General features: G+C 37.1%; 20 protein-coding genes, 2 pseudogenes and 1 other annotated feature. Of the genes and pseudogenes, 19 read left to right on the top strand and 3 right to left on the bottom strand.

What is annotated here, in order from left to right; genetic code table 11:
* Positions 1-58: 58 nt before the first annotated feature.
* The 12 genes from JCM21714_RS05980 (at position 59) to pheA (ending at position 7675) form a co-directional block, all read left to right on the top strand.
* Positions 59-838, top strand: coding sequence for a M23 family metallopeptidase (locus JCM21714_RS05980; RefSeq protein ID WP_035722639.1), 780 nt, complete (start codon positions 59-61; stop codon positions 836-838).
* Positions 825-1679, top strand: a complete 855-nt coding sequence (locus JCM21714_RS05975) for a site-2 protease family protein (protein WP_035722637.1) — start codon at positions 825-827, stop codon at positions 1677-1679. The genes JCM21714_RS05980 and JCM21714_RS05975 overlap by 14 nt, the downstream gene beginning before the upstream one ends.
* Positions 1680-1770: 91 nt before the next feature.
* A complete protein-coding gene (locus JCM21714_RS05970; RefSeq protein ID WP_148294980.1) occupies positions 1771-2145 on the top strand; it encodes a S1 domain-containing protein in 375 nt (124 codons plus the stop codon).
* 38 nt (positions 2146-2183) lie between these two features.
* Entirely contained in the window at positions 2184-3131 is a 948-nt protein-coding gene (locus JCM21714_RS05965) for a ribonuclease E/G (RefSeq protein WP_035722633.1), read from the top strand.
* Between the two features lie 35 nt (positions 3132-3166).
* Positions 3167-3240 (top strand) — a sequence feature (ribosomal protein L21 leader region).
* Positions 3241-3255: 15 nt separating this feature from the next.
* A complete protein-coding gene (rplU, locus tag JCM21714_RS05960; RefSeq protein WP_035722632.1) occupies positions 3256-3564 on the top strand; it encodes a 50S ribosomal protein L21 in 309 nt (102 codons plus the stop codon).
* A gap of 12 nt (positions 3565-3576) precedes the next feature.
* On the top strand, positions 3577-3909 hold the full coding sequence (locus tag JCM21714_RS05955) for a ribosomal-processing cysteine protease Prp (protein WP_035722630.1): 333 nt from the start codon (positions 3577-3579) through the stop codon (positions 3907-3909).
* A 14-nt stretch (positions 3910-3923) separates the two neighbouring features.
* Positions 3924-4202 carry a 50S ribosomal protein L27 gene (rpmA, locus tag JCM21714_RS05950; protein WP_035722629.1) on the top strand — a complete coding sequence of 93 codons (279 nt, stop codon included), beginning with the start codon at positions 3924-3926 and terminating at the stop codon, positions 4200-4202.
* 132 nt (positions 4203-4334) lie between these two features.
* Entirely contained in the window at positions 4335-4538 is a 204-nt protein-coding gene (locus JCM21714_RS05945) for a Spo0B domain-containing protein (protein ID WP_052000425.1), read from the top strand.
* Positions 4523-4846, top strand: coding sequence for a hypothetical protein (locus JCM21714_RS05940; protein ID WP_035722627.1), 324 nt, complete (start codon positions 4523-4525; stop codon positions 4844-4846). The genes JCM21714_RS05945 and JCM21714_RS05940 overlap by 16 nt, the downstream gene beginning before the upstream one ends.
* A gap of 19 nt (positions 4847-4865) precedes the next feature.
* Positions 4866-6158, top strand: coding sequence for a GTPase ObgE (gene obgE, locus JCM21714_RS05935; RefSeq protein WP_035722624.1), 1293 nt, complete (start codon positions 4866-4868; stop codon positions 6156-6158).
* 55 nt (positions 6159-6213) lie between these two features.
* The gene (thrR, locus tag JCM21714_RS05930; protein WP_035722806.1) at positions 6214-6666 is read left to right on the top strand and encodes a transcriptional regulator ThrR; all 453 of its coding nucleotides are present in this window, start codon (positions 6214-6216) and stop codon (positions 6664-6666) included.
* Positions 6667-6793: 127 nt separating this feature from the next.
* Positions 6794-7675 (top strand): prephenate dehydratase, encoded by an 882-nt coding sequence (gene pheA / locus JCM21714_RS05925; protein ID WP_035722623.1) that lies wholly within the window; start codon positions 6794-6796, stop codon positions 7673-7675.
* A gap of 61 nt (positions 7676-7736) precedes the next feature.
* On the opposite strand, the gene JCM21714_RS05920 is transcribed toward pheA, so the two are convergent.
* The 3 genes from JCM21714_RS05920 to JCM21714_RS22825 are packed head-to-tail and all read right to left on the bottom strand — an operon-like array spanning position 7737 to position 9416.
* Positions 7737-8267 carry a transcription repressor NadR gene (locus tag JCM21714_RS05920; protein ID WP_035722621.1) on the bottom strand — a complete coding sequence of 177 codons (531 nt, stop codon included), beginning with the start codon at positions 8265-8267 and terminating at the stop codon, positions 7737-7739.
* Positions 8233-8691 carry an aminotransferase class V-fold PLP-dependent enzyme gene (locus JCM21714_RS22830; protein ID WP_268748304.1) on the bottom strand — a complete coding sequence of 153 codons (459 nt, stop codon included), beginning with the start codon at positions 8689-8691 and terminating at the stop codon, positions 8233-8235. The genes JCM21714_RS05920 and JCM21714_RS22830 overlap by 35 nt, the downstream gene beginning before the upstream one ends.
* Complete coding sequence (locus JCM21714_RS22825; RefSeq protein WP_268748302.1) at positions 8592-9416, bottom strand: cysteine desulfurase family protein; 825 nt, start codon at positions 9414-9416, stop codon at positions 8592-8594. The genes JCM21714_RS22830 and JCM21714_RS22825 overlap by 100 nt, the downstream gene beginning before the upstream one ends.
* Positions 9417-9506: 90 nt before the next feature.
* Here JCM21714_RS22825 and JCM21714_RS18175 point away from each other — a divergent pair, with 90 nt between their 5' ends.
* From JCM21714_RS18175 to JCM21714_RS05885, 7 genes and pseudogenes are all read left to right on the top strand, one after another.
* On the top strand, positions 9507-10337 hold the full coding sequence (locus JCM21714_RS18175; protein ID WP_052000424.1) for an FAD-binding protein: 831 nt from the start codon (positions 9507-9509) through the stop codon (positions 10335-10337).
* 19 nt (positions 10338-10356) lie between these two features.
* On the top strand, positions 10357-11049 hold the full coding sequence (locus tag JCM21714_RS22820) for an FAD-binding protein (RefSeq protein WP_052000423.1): 693 nt from the start codon (positions 10357-10359) through the stop codon (positions 11047-11049).
* A pseudogene (nadC, locus tag JCM21714_RS05905) lies at positions 11046-11892 on the top strand (carboxylating nicotinate-nucleotide diphosphorylase). The gene JCM21714_RS22820 and the pseudogene nadC overlap by 4 nt, the downstream one beginning before the upstream one ends.
* Positions 11889-12988 (top strand): annotated as a pseudogene (nadA, locus tag JCM21714_RS05900) (quinolinate synthase NadA). The pseudogenes nadC and nadA overlap by 4 nt, the downstream one beginning before the upstream one ends.
* Positions 12989-13133: 145 nt before the next feature.
* Positions 13134-14183: a SafA/ExsA family spore coat assembly protein gene (gene safA, locus JCM21714_RS18165; protein WP_052000422.1), complete on the top strand. Its 1050-nt coding sequence runs from the start codon at positions 13134-13136 to the stop codon at positions 14181-14183.
* A 182-nt stretch (positions 14184-14365) separates the two neighbouring features.
* Positions 14366-15115 carry a YebC/PmpR family DNA-binding transcriptional regulator gene (locus tag JCM21714_RS05890; protein WP_035722619.1) on the top strand — a complete coding sequence of 250 codons (750 nt, stop codon included), beginning with the start codon at positions 14366-14368 and terminating at the stop codon, positions 15113-15115.
* Positions 15116-15373: 258 nt separating this feature from the next.
* A complete protein-coding gene (locus tag JCM21714_RS05885) occupies positions 15374-15901 on the top strand; it encodes a BofC C-terminal domain-containing protein (RefSeq protein WP_235182644.1) in 528 nt (175 codons plus the stop codon).
* Positions 15902-15931 lie beyond the last annotated feature (30 nt).

Below are 15931 nucleotides of genomic sequence, written 5' to 3'. Positions count from 1 at the left end.
TTCCAATGCTTGGTCACATATACTTCTACAAACGTTGGAAAAAAAGGAATGGATGCTGATGAAAAAGAATAACCTTTCACAAATTCGTCAAAATATTTCTAAGAGAAAGCAATCAAAAACAAAAATACCCACCACACGAATACCATCTGTGAAAAACACACCATTTTTTAATCATAATTCAATGGAAGATGAAGAGAGGCATGGCTTTTCTCCTACACTTGGTCAATATCCGCAAAAGAGACAAGAATCTCCATATTTGCGTACATTTTTAATGCGAAGTGTCATTGCTGCCATTATTTTCTTTGTGACAATGATTTCAATGTCTTCCAATTACCAATGGGCTGAGCAGCCAAAGAATTGGACAAGCTATGCAATGACAGAAGAATTTCCATTTGCTACAGTGAATCAGTGGTATCAGGTCAAATTTGGTGCACCGTTTGCCTTGGAAACAGATCTTGAAAGCAGAGAAGACTATCAACCGACTGCGTTACCTGCGTCAGGTCATATAAGCCAAACATTCCAGGAAAACGGACAAGGAATTATGATTTCCTCTAAGGAAACTACAGAAGTAATTGCAGTGGATGCTGGAACGGTCTTGTTTGCCGGTAACCATCGTGAAACAGGTAGAACAGTCATCGTGCAGCATGCTGACAGCAGTACATCGATATATGGACATTTAAGCGATGTTAATGTGCATTCCTATCAATCAATTCGTGCGAATCAAAAAATTGGTACCTATAAACCTGATGAAGCAAAGGAAGCCATGTATTTCGCAATCGAAAAAGGTAATAAGTTTATAGATCCGATTCAGGTGATTGAAGTTGATGAACAACCTTAAGCTGCCACCTATTCATATTCATCCAATTTTATTTTTCTTTATATTTCTTTCGATTGTGACTGGAATGTTAGTTGAATTATTGATTATATTTATCATTGTCTTAATTCATGAAATGGGCCATTATACTTGTGCACGATTTTTTAATTGGCGAATCCGGCGCATTTTTCTATGGATTTTTGGGGGAGTAATGGAGACGGATGAATATGGATCAAGGCCACTTAAAGAAGAATGGTTAGTAACGATAGCTGGACCTTTTCAACATATCCTCATTTTCTTCGTGCTGTATATAATCGATTATGGAAACTTATTACCTGAAGCAACTATAGCTTTAGCTTTTCAATACAATACCTTTATATTTATCGGAAATTTATTGCCTATCTGGCCGCTTGATGGCGGAAAACTAGTCCAGCTATGTCTGGATTCCTTTTTTTCTTATCAACTATCATTGCAATGGGTGATTATTATATCGGTCGTTAGTATCGCAGCGGTAAGTGTCGTTGTTTATATTTGGAATTTATTTTCTTTAAGCTTTGCTTTACTTATGATTTTTTTTATTTTGGAAAATCGATTAGAATGGAAACAAAGATATTTTAAATGGTGGCGTTTCTTATGGCATCGCTATAGTGAGTTGCACGAATTTCCAAAGCAGGTTGTCTTGGAAGTACCGAGAGATATCCGTTTAACTGAGTTGTTTCGCATGTTTAGACGAGATACCTTTCACACAATCAAAATCTATGATCAGAATGGTAACACCCATTTGCTGACAGAGAAGCAATGTCTGCAGAGTTATTTTGATAAGAAAAATATTTATACGCGAATGGAACAATTACTTACCAGCTAGGAAGAGGATCAATGAAAAAATTACACTTTCATACAGGTTTATCAGAGAAAATCGGATTTTATTTGAAGAGCAGCAATGTAAAGATATTTATATGGATCGAATAACAGATGATGCGCGGTTAGGTTCCATTTACCTTGGGAAAGTAAGAAATTTAGATTTGAGCATTGCGGCTGCATTTATCGATATTGGTTTGAAAAAGGTTGGTTTTTTACCATTGTCAGAAATACCTTTTCCAGAAAAAGGAGACTCATCACTTACAGATGGTGCTCGAATATTGGTACAAGTGGCAAAAGAGCCCTACCAGGATAAAGGACCGAGATTAACAGCTAATATTACTATAACAGCTAAAAATATCATTTATTTACCCTATGGTAGTTATATAGTCTCTTCCAGAAAATTATCTGATGATGTGTCAAATAAGTGGAAACAAATGCTTAAAGAAAAGCTATCCGATAAGGAGGATTAATTTTACGTACAGATAGTGAAGCAACTTCTGAAGAAGAAATGGACCAAGATCTTGAAAAGACACGTTTGCAGTGGAGACAGTTAAAAGAACTTTCTATAAAGAAAAAGGCACCATATTTGCTTTTTCAGCACCCTTTAGTACCAGATCAAATGTTAAATCATTATCAAAGCTTTGATTTTAGTGATATCACCTTTGATAATCGAAAAACGCTAAATGATATGCAACTTGCTTTTCCACGTTTGGCTAATAAGATGCGGATACGAAAAGAAACGAATAAAATTGCTGGTAAAGAGATTCAGCAATGGTTGATAGAAGCGATAGAATCTGTGGTACATAAGCAAGATGGTATCACATTAACTATTGAACAAACAGAGGCATTAACAGTAATTGATATCGATAGTAATAAATTTACAAGCCGTCAAAACAAACAGGAAACAATGTATCGTATTAATCAAAAAGCACTCAAATATTGTTTGGAAGAAATTCAGAAGCGTAATTTATCAGGAATTATTTTGATCGATTTCTTAAAAATGAGAAAAGCGGAGGAAGCAGCACTTCTTAAACAAATGCAAGTTACCGTCAAAGAAGATCCTCTTCCCACCCAGGTATTTGGTTTTACACGGCTTGGTTTAATGGAGTTAACAAGAAAAAGAGAACGGACAGGCTTGATACAATTATTAACGAATCATTCTGCTAGTGCGCGTTTACCTTTATCTGCTGAAACCATTGCCTATCAACTGGAGCGTGAATTAATCAGTTGGAATGATGGAAATATTGAGAGTATGATTATCCTGTGTCATGAAGAAGTGGTGGCTTTTTTTAATCGTTTTATAAAACAACATGTGAAAACAAAGATACATTTTACCTTGTATTGTCAAACAGATAATAAGTCCTGTGAGTTTCAGGTGATCCGAGCTGGAAGTGATGATTTGATCGAGGAGTATATCAAGCAACATCAAGAAATTGCCGTTGACAGGATGCTCTGAAATATGATAGAATCATCTTGTTGTTTATGTAGCACCCGCTACTACAACCGCGCAGAACAGGTTATAAAGCTTGTTATTAGCTACCTGTATGGCGAGTCTGAGTCAAATGAGGAGGTGCAAGAGAATGTACGCTATAATTGAAACTGGTGGAAAACAAGTAAAAGTAGAAGAAGGTCAAGTAATTTACGTGGAAAAGCTATTTGCTGAAATCGGCGAATCTGTAACACTTGATAAGGTACTTGCAGTAGGTGGAGATGACGCTAAGTTTGGTACTCCATACGTTGATGGAGCATCTGTAACTGCGAAAGTAGAAAAACAGGGTCGTCAAAAGAAAATTACTGTATTCAAGTACAAGCCAAAGAAAAACTATTCACGTAAACAAGGTCATCGTCAGCCATACACTAAACTTACAATTGAAAAAATCAATGGGTAAGGTTATGGTTTAATGATTAACGTGGCAATTGAACGTGAGCAATCGAATATTAAATCTTTTACACTGACCGGACATGCTGGGAGTGGACCAGAAGGGCATGATTTAGTTTGTGCCGCTGTATCTGGAATTTCATTCGGAGCTGTCAATGCGGTTTTTAAGTTATGTGAGATTGATTTGGATATAGATCAAGCCGGTGATGAAGGTGGTTTTCTAAAGGTAACGGTTCCGAAGCTGGATAATGATTCTCTTTTAGAAAAAGTAACATTGCTATTCGAAGGAATGGTTGTTTCTTTACAAACCGTTGAGCAGGATTATGGTCAGTATATATCTATCTCTGAAAAATAAGGAGGTGCAACAATATGTTACGTCTAGATTTACAATTTTTCTCTTCGAAAAAAGGTGTAGGTAGCTCAAGAAACGGTCGTGACTCTGAGTCTAAACGTTTAGGTGCTAAACGTGCAGACGGTCAACTCGTAACTGGTGGATCTATTCTATTTCGTCAACGCGGCACAAAAATTTACCCTGGTGTAAACGTAGGCCGTGGTGGAGATGACACATTATATGCTAAAGTTGATGGTGTAGTTAAATTTGAACGCCAAGGACGCGATCGCAAAAAAGTTAGTGTATATCCTGCATAAGGAAATTAAAAGGCTCTAATCTTTATAGGTTAGAGTCTTTTGTTGTTTTATACTATATTAGGATCCATACTACTAGATGAAAGAACCGTTTTTATATGCTATAATTTGCTTATTGTGTGAGGAGTGAACGGTTTGGAAGAACAAGATGTTATCGAAATGCTGCGTCATTATCGCCATGATTGGCTAAATGATATTCAGTTGATTTTGGGCTATGCTCAATTGGGTAAATTAGACAAAGTTCAAAATAAAATAACAGACATCATTGAAAGATCTAATCAGGAAAGAGGGTTAGATCGCTTAAATATACCAAAAACTTTTATTTGGCTCTATCAGTAAACTGGCAATCAGATTCATTTAAACTGCAATTTCAATCTATGTTCGATCAACCGCCAGTAATGATAGACGATGAATTATTATTAACGAAAATACAAAAGATTTTTCGAATATTATCCTCCTATCAGAAGGAGTATCAGCAATATTTAGGTACGCTTATTTTTAAACAAGTGAATCATACTATAGATATCCACTTAAGCTTTGATTTAGATTGGAATGATTTATCTCTTCTGAAACAAGAGTTGCAATCATTACCTTATATTAAAGAAGTGAAAGAAGACAAGCTATTACGTATAGAGTGGCAAGAATAACGAAAGAAGGTGTGACAGCATGTTTGTCGATCAGGTAAAAGTATATGTAAAAGCCGGAGATGGTGGTAACGGGATTGTCGCTTTTCGTCGTGAAATATATGTCCCAATGGGAGGACCTGCTGGTGGCGATGGCGGAAATGGCGGAGATATTGTTTTTGAAGTTGATGAAGGTTTAAATACCTTAATGGACTTTCGTTATCAAAGGCATTTTAAGGCCAAGCGTGGCGAAAATGGGATGGGAAAAGGAATGCACGGTAAAAATTCCGAACCTCTTGTCTTAGCGGTTCCACCAGGTACTACCGTTCGAGATGAAACAACAGGTGAAGTGATCGCCGATTTAATTGAACACAAACAACGCGCAGTAATTGCTAAAGGTGGACGTGGTGGTCGAGGTAATATTCGTTTTGCTTCGCCACGTAATCCTGCTCCAGAAATGGCAGAGAACGGCGAACCTGGGGGGGTTGAACGAGATATTCAAATTGAACTTAAATTAATCGCTGATGTCGGGCTGGTTGGATTTCCTAGTGTTGGAAAATCAACTCTGCTATCCACAGTTAGTGCCGCCAGACCTAAGATAGCTGATTATCACTTTACAACTTTGTCGCCCAACTTAGGGGGGGTAGTAGACACAGCAGATCAACGTAGTTTTGTTTTAGCTGATTTGCCAGGTTTAATTGAAGGTGCACATGAAGGGGGGGTAGGTCTGGGCCATCAATTCTTACGACACGTTGAGAGAACGCGAGTAATTCTACACGTATTGGATATGGCAGCAACAGAAGGCAGAGACCCATATGATGATTTTGTTACAATTAATAATGAACTTGAGCAGTATGATCCGACGTTATTAGAACGTCCAATGATTATTGTTGCTAATAAAATGGATTTACCAGAAGCAGAGGAACAGCTAACTTTCTTCAAGGAACAATTAGAAGCTGATTATCCAATTTATCCAATATCAACGATAACAAAAACAGGAATTCGTGATCTGTTATTTGCAGTAGCCAATAAACTAGATGAAATCCCTAAAAACTACCAACCGCTGGAAGAAAAAGAAGATCGAGTTGTATATCGATTTGAGAAAGAAAAAGCTGCTTTTTCTATTACAAGAGATCCAGACGGGGCATTTGTGCTGTATGGAGAAAAAATTGAAAAATTATTTAAAATGACGGATTTAAACCGGGATGAATCCGTGCAGCGTTTCTCCCGACAATTACGTAGCATGGGTGTTGATGATGCATTAAGAGAAAGAGGCGCAACGGATGGGGGGGATACTGTGCGGCTGCTTGATTATGAATTTGAATTCATGGAATAATAGACGATATGATTTGTTGCGTGACCATCGATCGGATAAAGGGGGGGAATGGTGGATGTCTGCGAAAAATGAAAAATTTTATTTAGTAAGAGAAGACTTTTTACCAGATGGAATGAAAAAAACATTGGAAGCAAAAAAGTTATTGGAGAATCATAAGGTAGACTCCATTCACGAAGCGGCACGTCAAGTTGGAGTGTCTCGCAGTGTGTTCTATAAATATCGTGATGCTGTTTTTCCTTTTCAACATATGGTAAAAGAACAGATGATTACCTTGTTTTTTCATTTGGAAGACCAAACAGGCACGTTATCACATTTGTTGTCAGTGGTGGCCAACGTAGGATGTAATATCTTAACGATTCACCAGACAATACCGATTCAAGGGAAAGCAAACGTAACATTATCTTTAAATACAAATGGAATGACCGTTGAAATAGATCAGTTATTATATAATTTGAAGCAAATTGAATTTGTGAACCAGGTAGAGATCCTGAGTTCAGGTGTTTCATAAAGCGAAACGTATCAGGATGTTAGCGTCTGTTTATCCCTACTTAGCTTTCTTGTGGTACTTGAATCTTGAAGTGGGGGGGTCTTATAGACGCTTAGCAACGTGATAAATAGGGGGGGGAGCAAGTTATATGAAAGAAGCAATTGGATATTTAGGGCCAAAAGGGACTTTTACCAAAATTGCAGTTGACTCTATGTTTAATGGTGAGGAAAAGAAAGGATACAGTACGATTCCTGAATGTATCGATGCTGTGGTAAATGATGAGGTCACCTACGCTGTCTTGCCTTTAGAAAATGCGATTGAAGGTACTGTTAATATCACGTTAGACTACTTAATTGAATCTGAAAAAGTCAAAATTGTAAGTGAAGTGATTGTGCCAATTCGTCAGCATTTAATGGTACATCCAGATAATGTTGAGAAGTGGGAATCCTTAGAATCGATCTATTCTCATTCACATGCGATTGCACAGTGTCATCGATTTTTAAGAAAACAGTTAGTGAATGTTCCTACCCAGTCGATGACTTCGACGGGTGCTGCAGCAGAATTTGTAAGCAAACATCCTAAACAGAATATTGCAGCTATCGCAAACCATCTTGCAGCAAAGGAATATGGGCTATCAATAATTAAAAAAGATATCCATGATTTTGATAATAATCATACTCGATTTGTTGTATTGCATAAGGATCAACGTGAACTTACTTCAAATAAGTTAGAGGAAAAAGGATATAAGACGACTGTGACCATCACATTACCGTCTGATCAGCCAGGTGCACTGCATCAAGTTCTTTCAGCCTTTGCCTGGCGTAATTTAAACTTATCAAAGATTGAATCGCGCCCGATGAAAACAGGCTTAGGTAACTATTATTTCCTTATTGATATTGAACAGAAGATGGATGACGTACTAATCCCAAACGCGATTACCGAAATGGAATCGTTAGGTTGTAAAGTAGCTGTATTAGGCAGCTATCCATATTATTTGCATAGTGGAAATGGAGTAACGCTTGCGGTTTAACCGCAAGCGTTATTAAAATGATTGTGCGATAAACTCACAAAGTTTTATGTAACATCTGGTTTTATTCTGCGATAAAACCTTTCTCCTGTAGTGCTTGAAAGGCTTGATCTAATTTTTCCTCTTCGTTTGCTACTAAGGTATGATTATGTACTCCATCGGTCAGCTCCAATAAATATGGCGCATTTTTTTCTTCAATTTTATCAACAAATTTATCCACATCTGCTCGACTGCTAATCATCAAGGAGGCCTTTAAGTCGCCATAAATAGGATGTTCGATTACCACGTTCTCTACTATTACTCCAAAGTCGACAATCGTATATAGCTCTTCCTTCGTTTCATTTCGAGCGTGTTTGCAAGCAATTACACGACGATAGTCTTTATTGTTTTCCTCCGTTTTCATATAAATGTAACCATTACTTGTGGCGATAATCGGATGGTCCTGAGCTTTTAATAATGAAATATCCTGGACAATTACTTGTCTGCTTACATTTGCCTTGTCTGCTAACTCTGTACCTGTTAATGGGTTCTGATTGTCTTTCAGCCAGGCAAGGAGGCTGTCACGACGTACCTTGCCAGTTAATTTTTTTCTCATTATGAATTCTTTCCTCCTTTATAGGATTGAAAATTTTTATAGATACTTCGATGATTGTTAATATATCCTGTTCCGTTGTCAGATGACTGAATGAAAAACGTATATATCTCTTGCCTTCTTCTTTATTAGAAATGAAAGGGAAGATAGATCTTGGAATCTCTGCATAACCAAGACTGCATGCACTGCCTGTTGAGATATGAATACCATAACGGTTATAGGAAAGCATGGCATAATCCCCCTGAATATTGTTAGCAATACAACCTACAATACTGGGGGGGCATTGATCAGATGAAGTCAATGGTTGCAATGGAATATCATGCTCTTTCAACTTTTTAATAAATACTTCACGGATATAACTAAGATGTTTACTGTTTTCGATAACTTGATTACATGCTTGTACTGCTGCAGCTGAAAAAGCAGCGATTGCTGGGACATCAACTGTACCAGCCTTAAACCATGCTCATGATTTGTCATTACCGGATGTGGTGATAAAATAACTTTAGAATCAAAGTAGATAGCACCGACACCTTTTGGTCCAGAAACTTTATGACTAGAAACCGTGATACAATCCACGTAAGATAAAATAGAAGATATATCTATTTTACCAAAGGATTGGACGGCATCGCTATGAAAATAAATCTTTGTGTGTTTTAAATAATTAGAGATTGTTTTAATAGGCTGGATAGATCCTGTCTCGCTGTTTACATGTTGAATCGATACCAGACAAGTATTTGGTTGAATAGCATCTATAAGTTCTTTGCTATTTATTTGTCCATTAGGATGAATAGGCAGGAAGGTTACTTCAATTTCCTCATTTTTTGCTAGAGTCTTTAAATAATAATAGATAGAGCTATGTTCCGCTTCAGAAGAAATTATATGTTTTTTTCCTTTGATATCACTTGCGCGCATTAGTGTATCAATGGCAAGTAAATTACTTTCCGTTCCACCGCTGGTGAAAACAATTTGCCGAGGCTTCGCTAGAAAAATTTTTGCTATAATTGCTCTGGATTGTTCCAATATATTCTTCGCTTTTCCTCCTGCATCATGCAAACTACTTGCATTTCCATAAAAATTCTTAGCAATCTCCTGATAGACTTCTAATGCAATATCAGACATCGGAGCAGTTGCAGCATAATCACAATAAATCATCCAATCGCCCTTTCTAAAAAAATACTTGTCATATTAGATATTATATGTAAAGATATGTGTAAAGACAACTGTAAAGTGTGGTGAACTGTTTTGCGTCAGAAAATTGTGATTATTGGAGCGGGCATTGCAGCACATGTGCTTGCTAGTAAATTATTTAAAGACTCTGATGTGACGATGATAACAAAAGGAAAGTGGCATCATAGTAATTCTTATCGAGCTCAAGGTGGTGTGGCGGCGGCTATTGCTGCTGATGATAGTTGGCAACAGCATTTTGATGATACCATACAAGCAGGAGTATATCACAATAACGAAGCAGCTACAGAATTGTTAGTGAAGGAAGGGAAGACTCTCCTGGAAATGCTGCTTAACAAAGGATTTCCAGCTGATAGAAATTTAAATGGTTCGATATCGCTTGGAAGAGAAGGAGCTCACAGTAAAAGAAGAATTATACATGCCGGTGGTGATCAGACCGGTAAATATATGATGCAATTTTATCAACAAATCTTGCGAAATAATATTAATCTTATAGAAGATCAATTAGCAGTTGATTGTGTAATGGAAAATGGACGCTGTAGAGGAATTATTACAATCGATCCACAAAACCAATATATTTTTCATTCGGCTGATCAAGTTGTTCTTGCTACTGGAGGATATGGAGGAATTTTTGAGACTACTTCAAATGATGAGACAATTACAGGAGATGGAATTGCGATTGCTTATCGAGCGGGTGCTAAGCTTAGTGATCTTGAATTTGTACAATTTCATCCAACAATGCTCACTTTACCTGAAGGACGAAATTTTCTTATCTCAGAAGCTGTAAGAGGAGAAGGGGGGGCGAGATTGATTGATCAATCTGGAAGATACATTATGGATGGTATTCATCCACAGGTGGACTTAGCCCCCAAGAGATATTATTTCTAGAGTAATAAATACGGAAATAATGAAAGGGAATCAGATATTTCTGGATATTTCTGAGGTCCATGAATTTTCCAAACGTTTCCCTTATATTACTGAAGTTTGTGAAAAACGTAACATAGATTGGCAGCATGATAACATACCAGTTAGACCTGGTGCTCATTTCTCAATGGGTGGAGTAGAAACTAATTTACATGGGGAGACGAATATTCCCGGGTTGTATGCTGTGGGAGAAGTAGCATGTACCTATGTTCATGGTGCTAATCGTCTTGCCAGTAATTCTTTATTGGAAGGGATTGTGTTTGCAACTAGGTTAGCAGATCACTTATTAAGTCAGACACCAGCTAAAAATATGGCAATGAATCTGGTCATACAACAGATGAATAAAAACGTGACACTCCCAGAACGCTATCAGTTAAAAGAAAAGATGACCGCATTGGTTGGCATCAGCAGATCAGAGATTTCACTTAGCAAGATGTTGAAGTGGCTGGAACAAGTCCAACCAGTGAATGAATTTCCTCTTTATTTTTATAAATATACAAAAAAGCAAATAGAATTACAGCACATGTTATTGGTTGCAGAATTAGTGACAAAGGCTGCCCGCGAGCGAACGGAGAGTCGGGGTGCGCATTACCGTAGTGATTTTCCGGAACGTGAGGAGCAGTGGCGAGAAAAAAGAATTTACCATCAATTAATCAATCAAGGAGTAGGCGTATGAATCCATTAGAATTAAGACAACAATTAATTCACTATTTCAATGAAGATATTGGCAGTGGCGATAAAACCTGTGAAGCATTATTTGATACTAATCCTCTTCAGGGAAAAGGAGAATTTATTGCTAAACAAAAGGGAATTTTTGCAGGTGAAAAAATATTAGAACAGGCGTATGGACTGTGGGATAAGGATATACAACTACAATTATTTAAAAAAGATGGAGATATTGTTCATAAAGGAGATCGTATCGCCACAGTCGATGGGTCATATCAGATTTTACTAACGACCGAACGAGTAATTTTAAATATCATGCAACATTTATCTGGTATTGCAACGATGACAGCAAAAGCTGTAACAGCCTTAGCTAACAGTACTATTAAGGTGGTGGATACAAGAAAAACAACTCCAGGCATACGTATGCTTGAAAAATATGCGGTCCGTTGTGGCGGGGGGCGTTAATCATCGGTTTGGATTAGATGATGCGATCATGCTTAAGGATAATCACATAGCTGCAATAGGTTCCATTGGGCAAGCTGTAAAGAAAGTGAGAGATGTTACAGGGCATATGGTGAAAATCGAAGTGGAAATAGAAAATGAAGAGCAATTACAAGCAGCAATTGATGCGGACGTAGATGTGATTATGTTTGATAATATGTCACCTCATAATATTAATCGAATCATAACTCAGGTTCCATCTCATATTATTACCGAGGCTTCCGGTAATATTACGTTAGAAAATATACATGAATATTCGAATGTAAAGGTCGATATCATTTCATTAGGATTTATTACGCATTCTGCACCAGCTTTGGATATTAGTTTTAATGTTATGGAGGGATTAAAATGAGTATAGCAGCCTTGTTTAGCACCGATCAACAATTACCGGATCACTATCTGCATATGGATGAAATAGAAATGAAAAAGCGGATAACGGATATTAAACAACAAATGGGTGACCGTTTATTTATTCCAGGTCATCATTATCAAAAGGATGAGGTTATTCAATTTGCAGATGCCCGCGGCGATTCTTTACAACTGGCACAAGTTTCTGCCAACCAGCATGCACAGTATATCGTCTTTTGTGGAGTCCACTTCATGGCAGAAACCGCAGATATCCTAACTGGAAAACAGCAGAAAGTTATTCTTCCTGATATGCGTGCAGGATGTTCCATGGCGGATATGCAGATGATCAACAAACAATGGAGGCATGGGAACAATTAACATCTTATTTTGGAGATACCCTTTTACCATTAACCTATGTCAATTCAACAGCAGCAATAAAAGCCTTTGTTGGAAAACATGGCGGTGCAACTGTTACCTCCTCCAATGCTAAGAAAATGGTAAAATGGGCGTTAGCGCAAAAACAACGCTTATTATTTTTACCTGATCAGCATTTAGGAAGAAATACAGCTGTTGAATTAGGCATTTCACTCAAACAGATGGCAGTCTGGGATCCAATTGCCAAAAAATTAGAATATGACGGAAATAGAGAGAATATTCGGATTGTGTTATGGAAAGGTCATTGTTCGGTGCATGAGAATTTTACGACTGAAAATATAGAACAGGTCCGGCAGCATCATCGTAACATGAAAATAATTGTTCATCCTGAATGTACGTACGAAGTAGTGCAACAAGCAGATCTGGCCGGATCAACGAAATATATAATAGAAACGATACAAAATGCGCCAGCAGGAAGTGAATGGGCAATTGGAACAGAAATGAATTTAGTTAATCGGATTATAAAGCAGCATCCTGATAAACATATCATTTCTCTAAATCCTTTTATGTGTCCTTGTTTAACGATGAATCGCATCGACTTACCTCACTTGTTATGGACATTGGAAGAATTACAACGTGATCATGTACCAAATCAAATAATTGTAGATGAAAATATTGCAGAAAATGCGAAGCTGGCGTTAGATAGAATGTTAGCTCAATCATAAATCTTTTTGAAGGATATCGATATTATTACAGATATCCTTCTTTTTTATTCAACATTTTAGGCCTTTTGCATATGTTGTTAAAGAAGATGGATTAGATCGAGACAAGTGCCCTTCCATACTTAACAACAAGAAAGGAGAAATTGCTTTGAAAATTCATGTTGTGCAAAAAGATGAAACACTTTGGAAAATTGCGCAAAAATATGGTGTGAGTTTAGACGAAGTCATTAAAGCCAATTCGCAGATATCAAATCCTGATATGATTATGCCTGGTATGAAAATTAAAATTCCTACTGCATCAGATAATAAAAAGCAACAAGTATCACCTGGAAATAAAAAGCAGCAACAAGTAGCACCCAGTACTGATAAAAAAGATAAACAAGAATTAAAACCGCAAAATCAGATTTTGCCATCTATCGAGGAAGATGAAGAGAAGAAATGGGAACCTTTAAAGAAGGAGATGCCAGCTTTGCCAATTCATTTTAATAAACAACAACCAGCACCACAACCCGTACCATCTCAGACATCACAAGACTTGAAATGGACACAGTTAACGAATAACTTTGAAACAAATATTCATCCGATGCAAATGATGGAGGAAGAAAATGAGGTAAAAGGAGTGCAGGAACCGATGAAGCCACAACCAATGCCACAGTATATGCAACAGCCAGTCCAACAGATGCCAATGCAGGCACCATGTTACTCACATGATGGTATACCTTATGGATTTGGATATGGTCAAATGGGACAAATGCCTTCACAACCTTATTCTGGAGGCTTCCAGCAACAAGGAATGGGAGCAGCTTCTTATCCGCAACAGATGCAGCAGCCTTCTTCTCAGAATTGGAATCAGGGACAAATGTCTCCGATGCCTTATCAGCATGGACAATTTGGTGGTCAACCAATGCCTTGGGGGGGAACATCTCAGATGCCACAGCAACAAGGATTTCCAGCTCCACAACCGCAACAAATGATGCCTCAATCCATGCCAAATCAACCATCAATGGTGCAACAAATGCCAGGTGAACCGATGATTCCACAGCCTGGAATGCCAAACTATCCATTAATGCCGTTACCATACGGAATGCAAGATCAAAGTCCACAACAGATGCCTTTTCAACCATTTGGTCCAGGTCAGCAAATGCCATATGGGCCTTCAAATAAAGGAGATTGTGGATGTGGCGGTAGCAGAGAATAAGAAAAAAAGAGACGATTCTAATTTTAGGATCGTCTTTTTGTTTGCTAAAAATAGTGGTAAATGGAAAAGATAAAGAGGGAATTTCAATCTAATATAAATACAACTATATTTTCAATTGTCTTCAGTTATGATAAAGTAAGTATGAGAATAGTTTATAGATAGAATCAGAGAGGTGAGAATACATGTCAGGACATTCTAAATGGAAAAATATCCAAAGACGTAAAAATGCCCAGGACGCAAAACGTGGTAAAATTTTTATGAAACACGCGAAAGATATTTATATCGCTGCCAAACAAGGTGGAGGTGATCCCGATATGAATGCTGTCCTTCGCCTGGCTGTAGATAAGGCGAAGTCAGATAATATGCCAAATGATAATATTGATCGTGCAATCAAAAAAGCTACAGGAGATTTAGACGGAGCAAATTTTGAGGAATTAACATATGAAGGCTATGGACCTGGTGGAATAGCTGTGATGATCGAGGTGCTAACAGATAATAAAAATAGAACAGCATCTGAAATACGTCATGCTTTTAGCAGAAATGGTGGAAATTTAGGCGAAAATGGGTGTGTTTCCTTCATGTTTGATCGAAAAGGTTATATCGTTATTGATCAGGAAACCACTGAAGCAGATGAAGACACAATGATGTTAGAAGCTATTGAAGCAGGAGCAGAAGAAATGGAGACAACAGACGGAGCTTATGAAATATATACAGATCCAGAAGAATTTCAATCTGTTAAAAATGCTCTTGAAGAAAGTGGATTCACATTAGAAACAGCTGAGGTCACAATGATACCGCAAACATTATCTGAAGTGGATGACAGTGCTGGTAACAAAATGGTGAATCTTGTTCAAATGTTAGAAGATATGGAAGATATCCAGGAAGTACATCATAATATGGACGCGTCCGATGAAATTATGGAGCAAATATAAGAAATAAACGGTCTTTCTATAACAGAAAGACGTTTATTTGTGTAATAACTTAAACTATAAAAGACGAAACAACATAAAATGCGAAGAAAGTGTCTTTTATTTACAAGATGACGGACAAAAAAAACTTTAATTCATAAGAATTGTCCTTTTGATGTAGAATTTTATGATACAAAATTTGATACCATGGTTATTTTTCCTTAAATTGGACACCCTAGTAATAATAAAGCAAGATAGGAGGGTCTTTATGGGAAAATATGGTTGCTATTAAATGGTGTCGTTGTTTTAATCATAGGGGTCATCGGGATTCAATCACTTATCAATTCAGAAGAAACAAAATCATCAGAAGAGGATGTTATGGTGATTGCTCAAGATTTACTAACAATTGAAGTCACATTAGAAAAACACTATATAGATGGAAAAATAGAAAAGAAACATGTAGAGGAAACAATCACTTCCATGCAAGATTTTTGGTCGCAGTATCAGGATTGGAAGGTAATGGAACAAAAAGAAGGCTACATGCGTTTTCAAAAACAAGTTGATGATATTTCTCCATATTTAAAAGCAAATGGCTACTTTGGGATCAAAAATGGAAAATTAACTATTTTTGAAGGTGTTCCACTACAGGAAGAAGCTATTCAATCTTTCTATCAAATTGAAACAGAGGAATTAGAAGCACATTTATATGAACAATTAAAAGAAGGTATCAAGATAAACAGCAAACAAGATTATATAGAAGTACTGGAAACATTTAAGGCCTATCAAAATGTGGAAGCTGTTAACAGTTGAACGATGAATTATTATCGTTCAACTTTTTTG

The sequence above is a fragment of the Gracilibacillus boraciitolerans JCM 21714 genome, from assembly GCF_000521485.1.
Classification (GTDB): domain Bacteria; phylum Bacillota; class Bacilli; order Bacillales; family Amphibacillaceae; genus Gracilibacillus; species Gracilibacillus boraciitolerans.
Note: the sequence above shows the minus strand (reverse complement) of the source record. Positions and strands in the feature narration are given on the sequence as shown.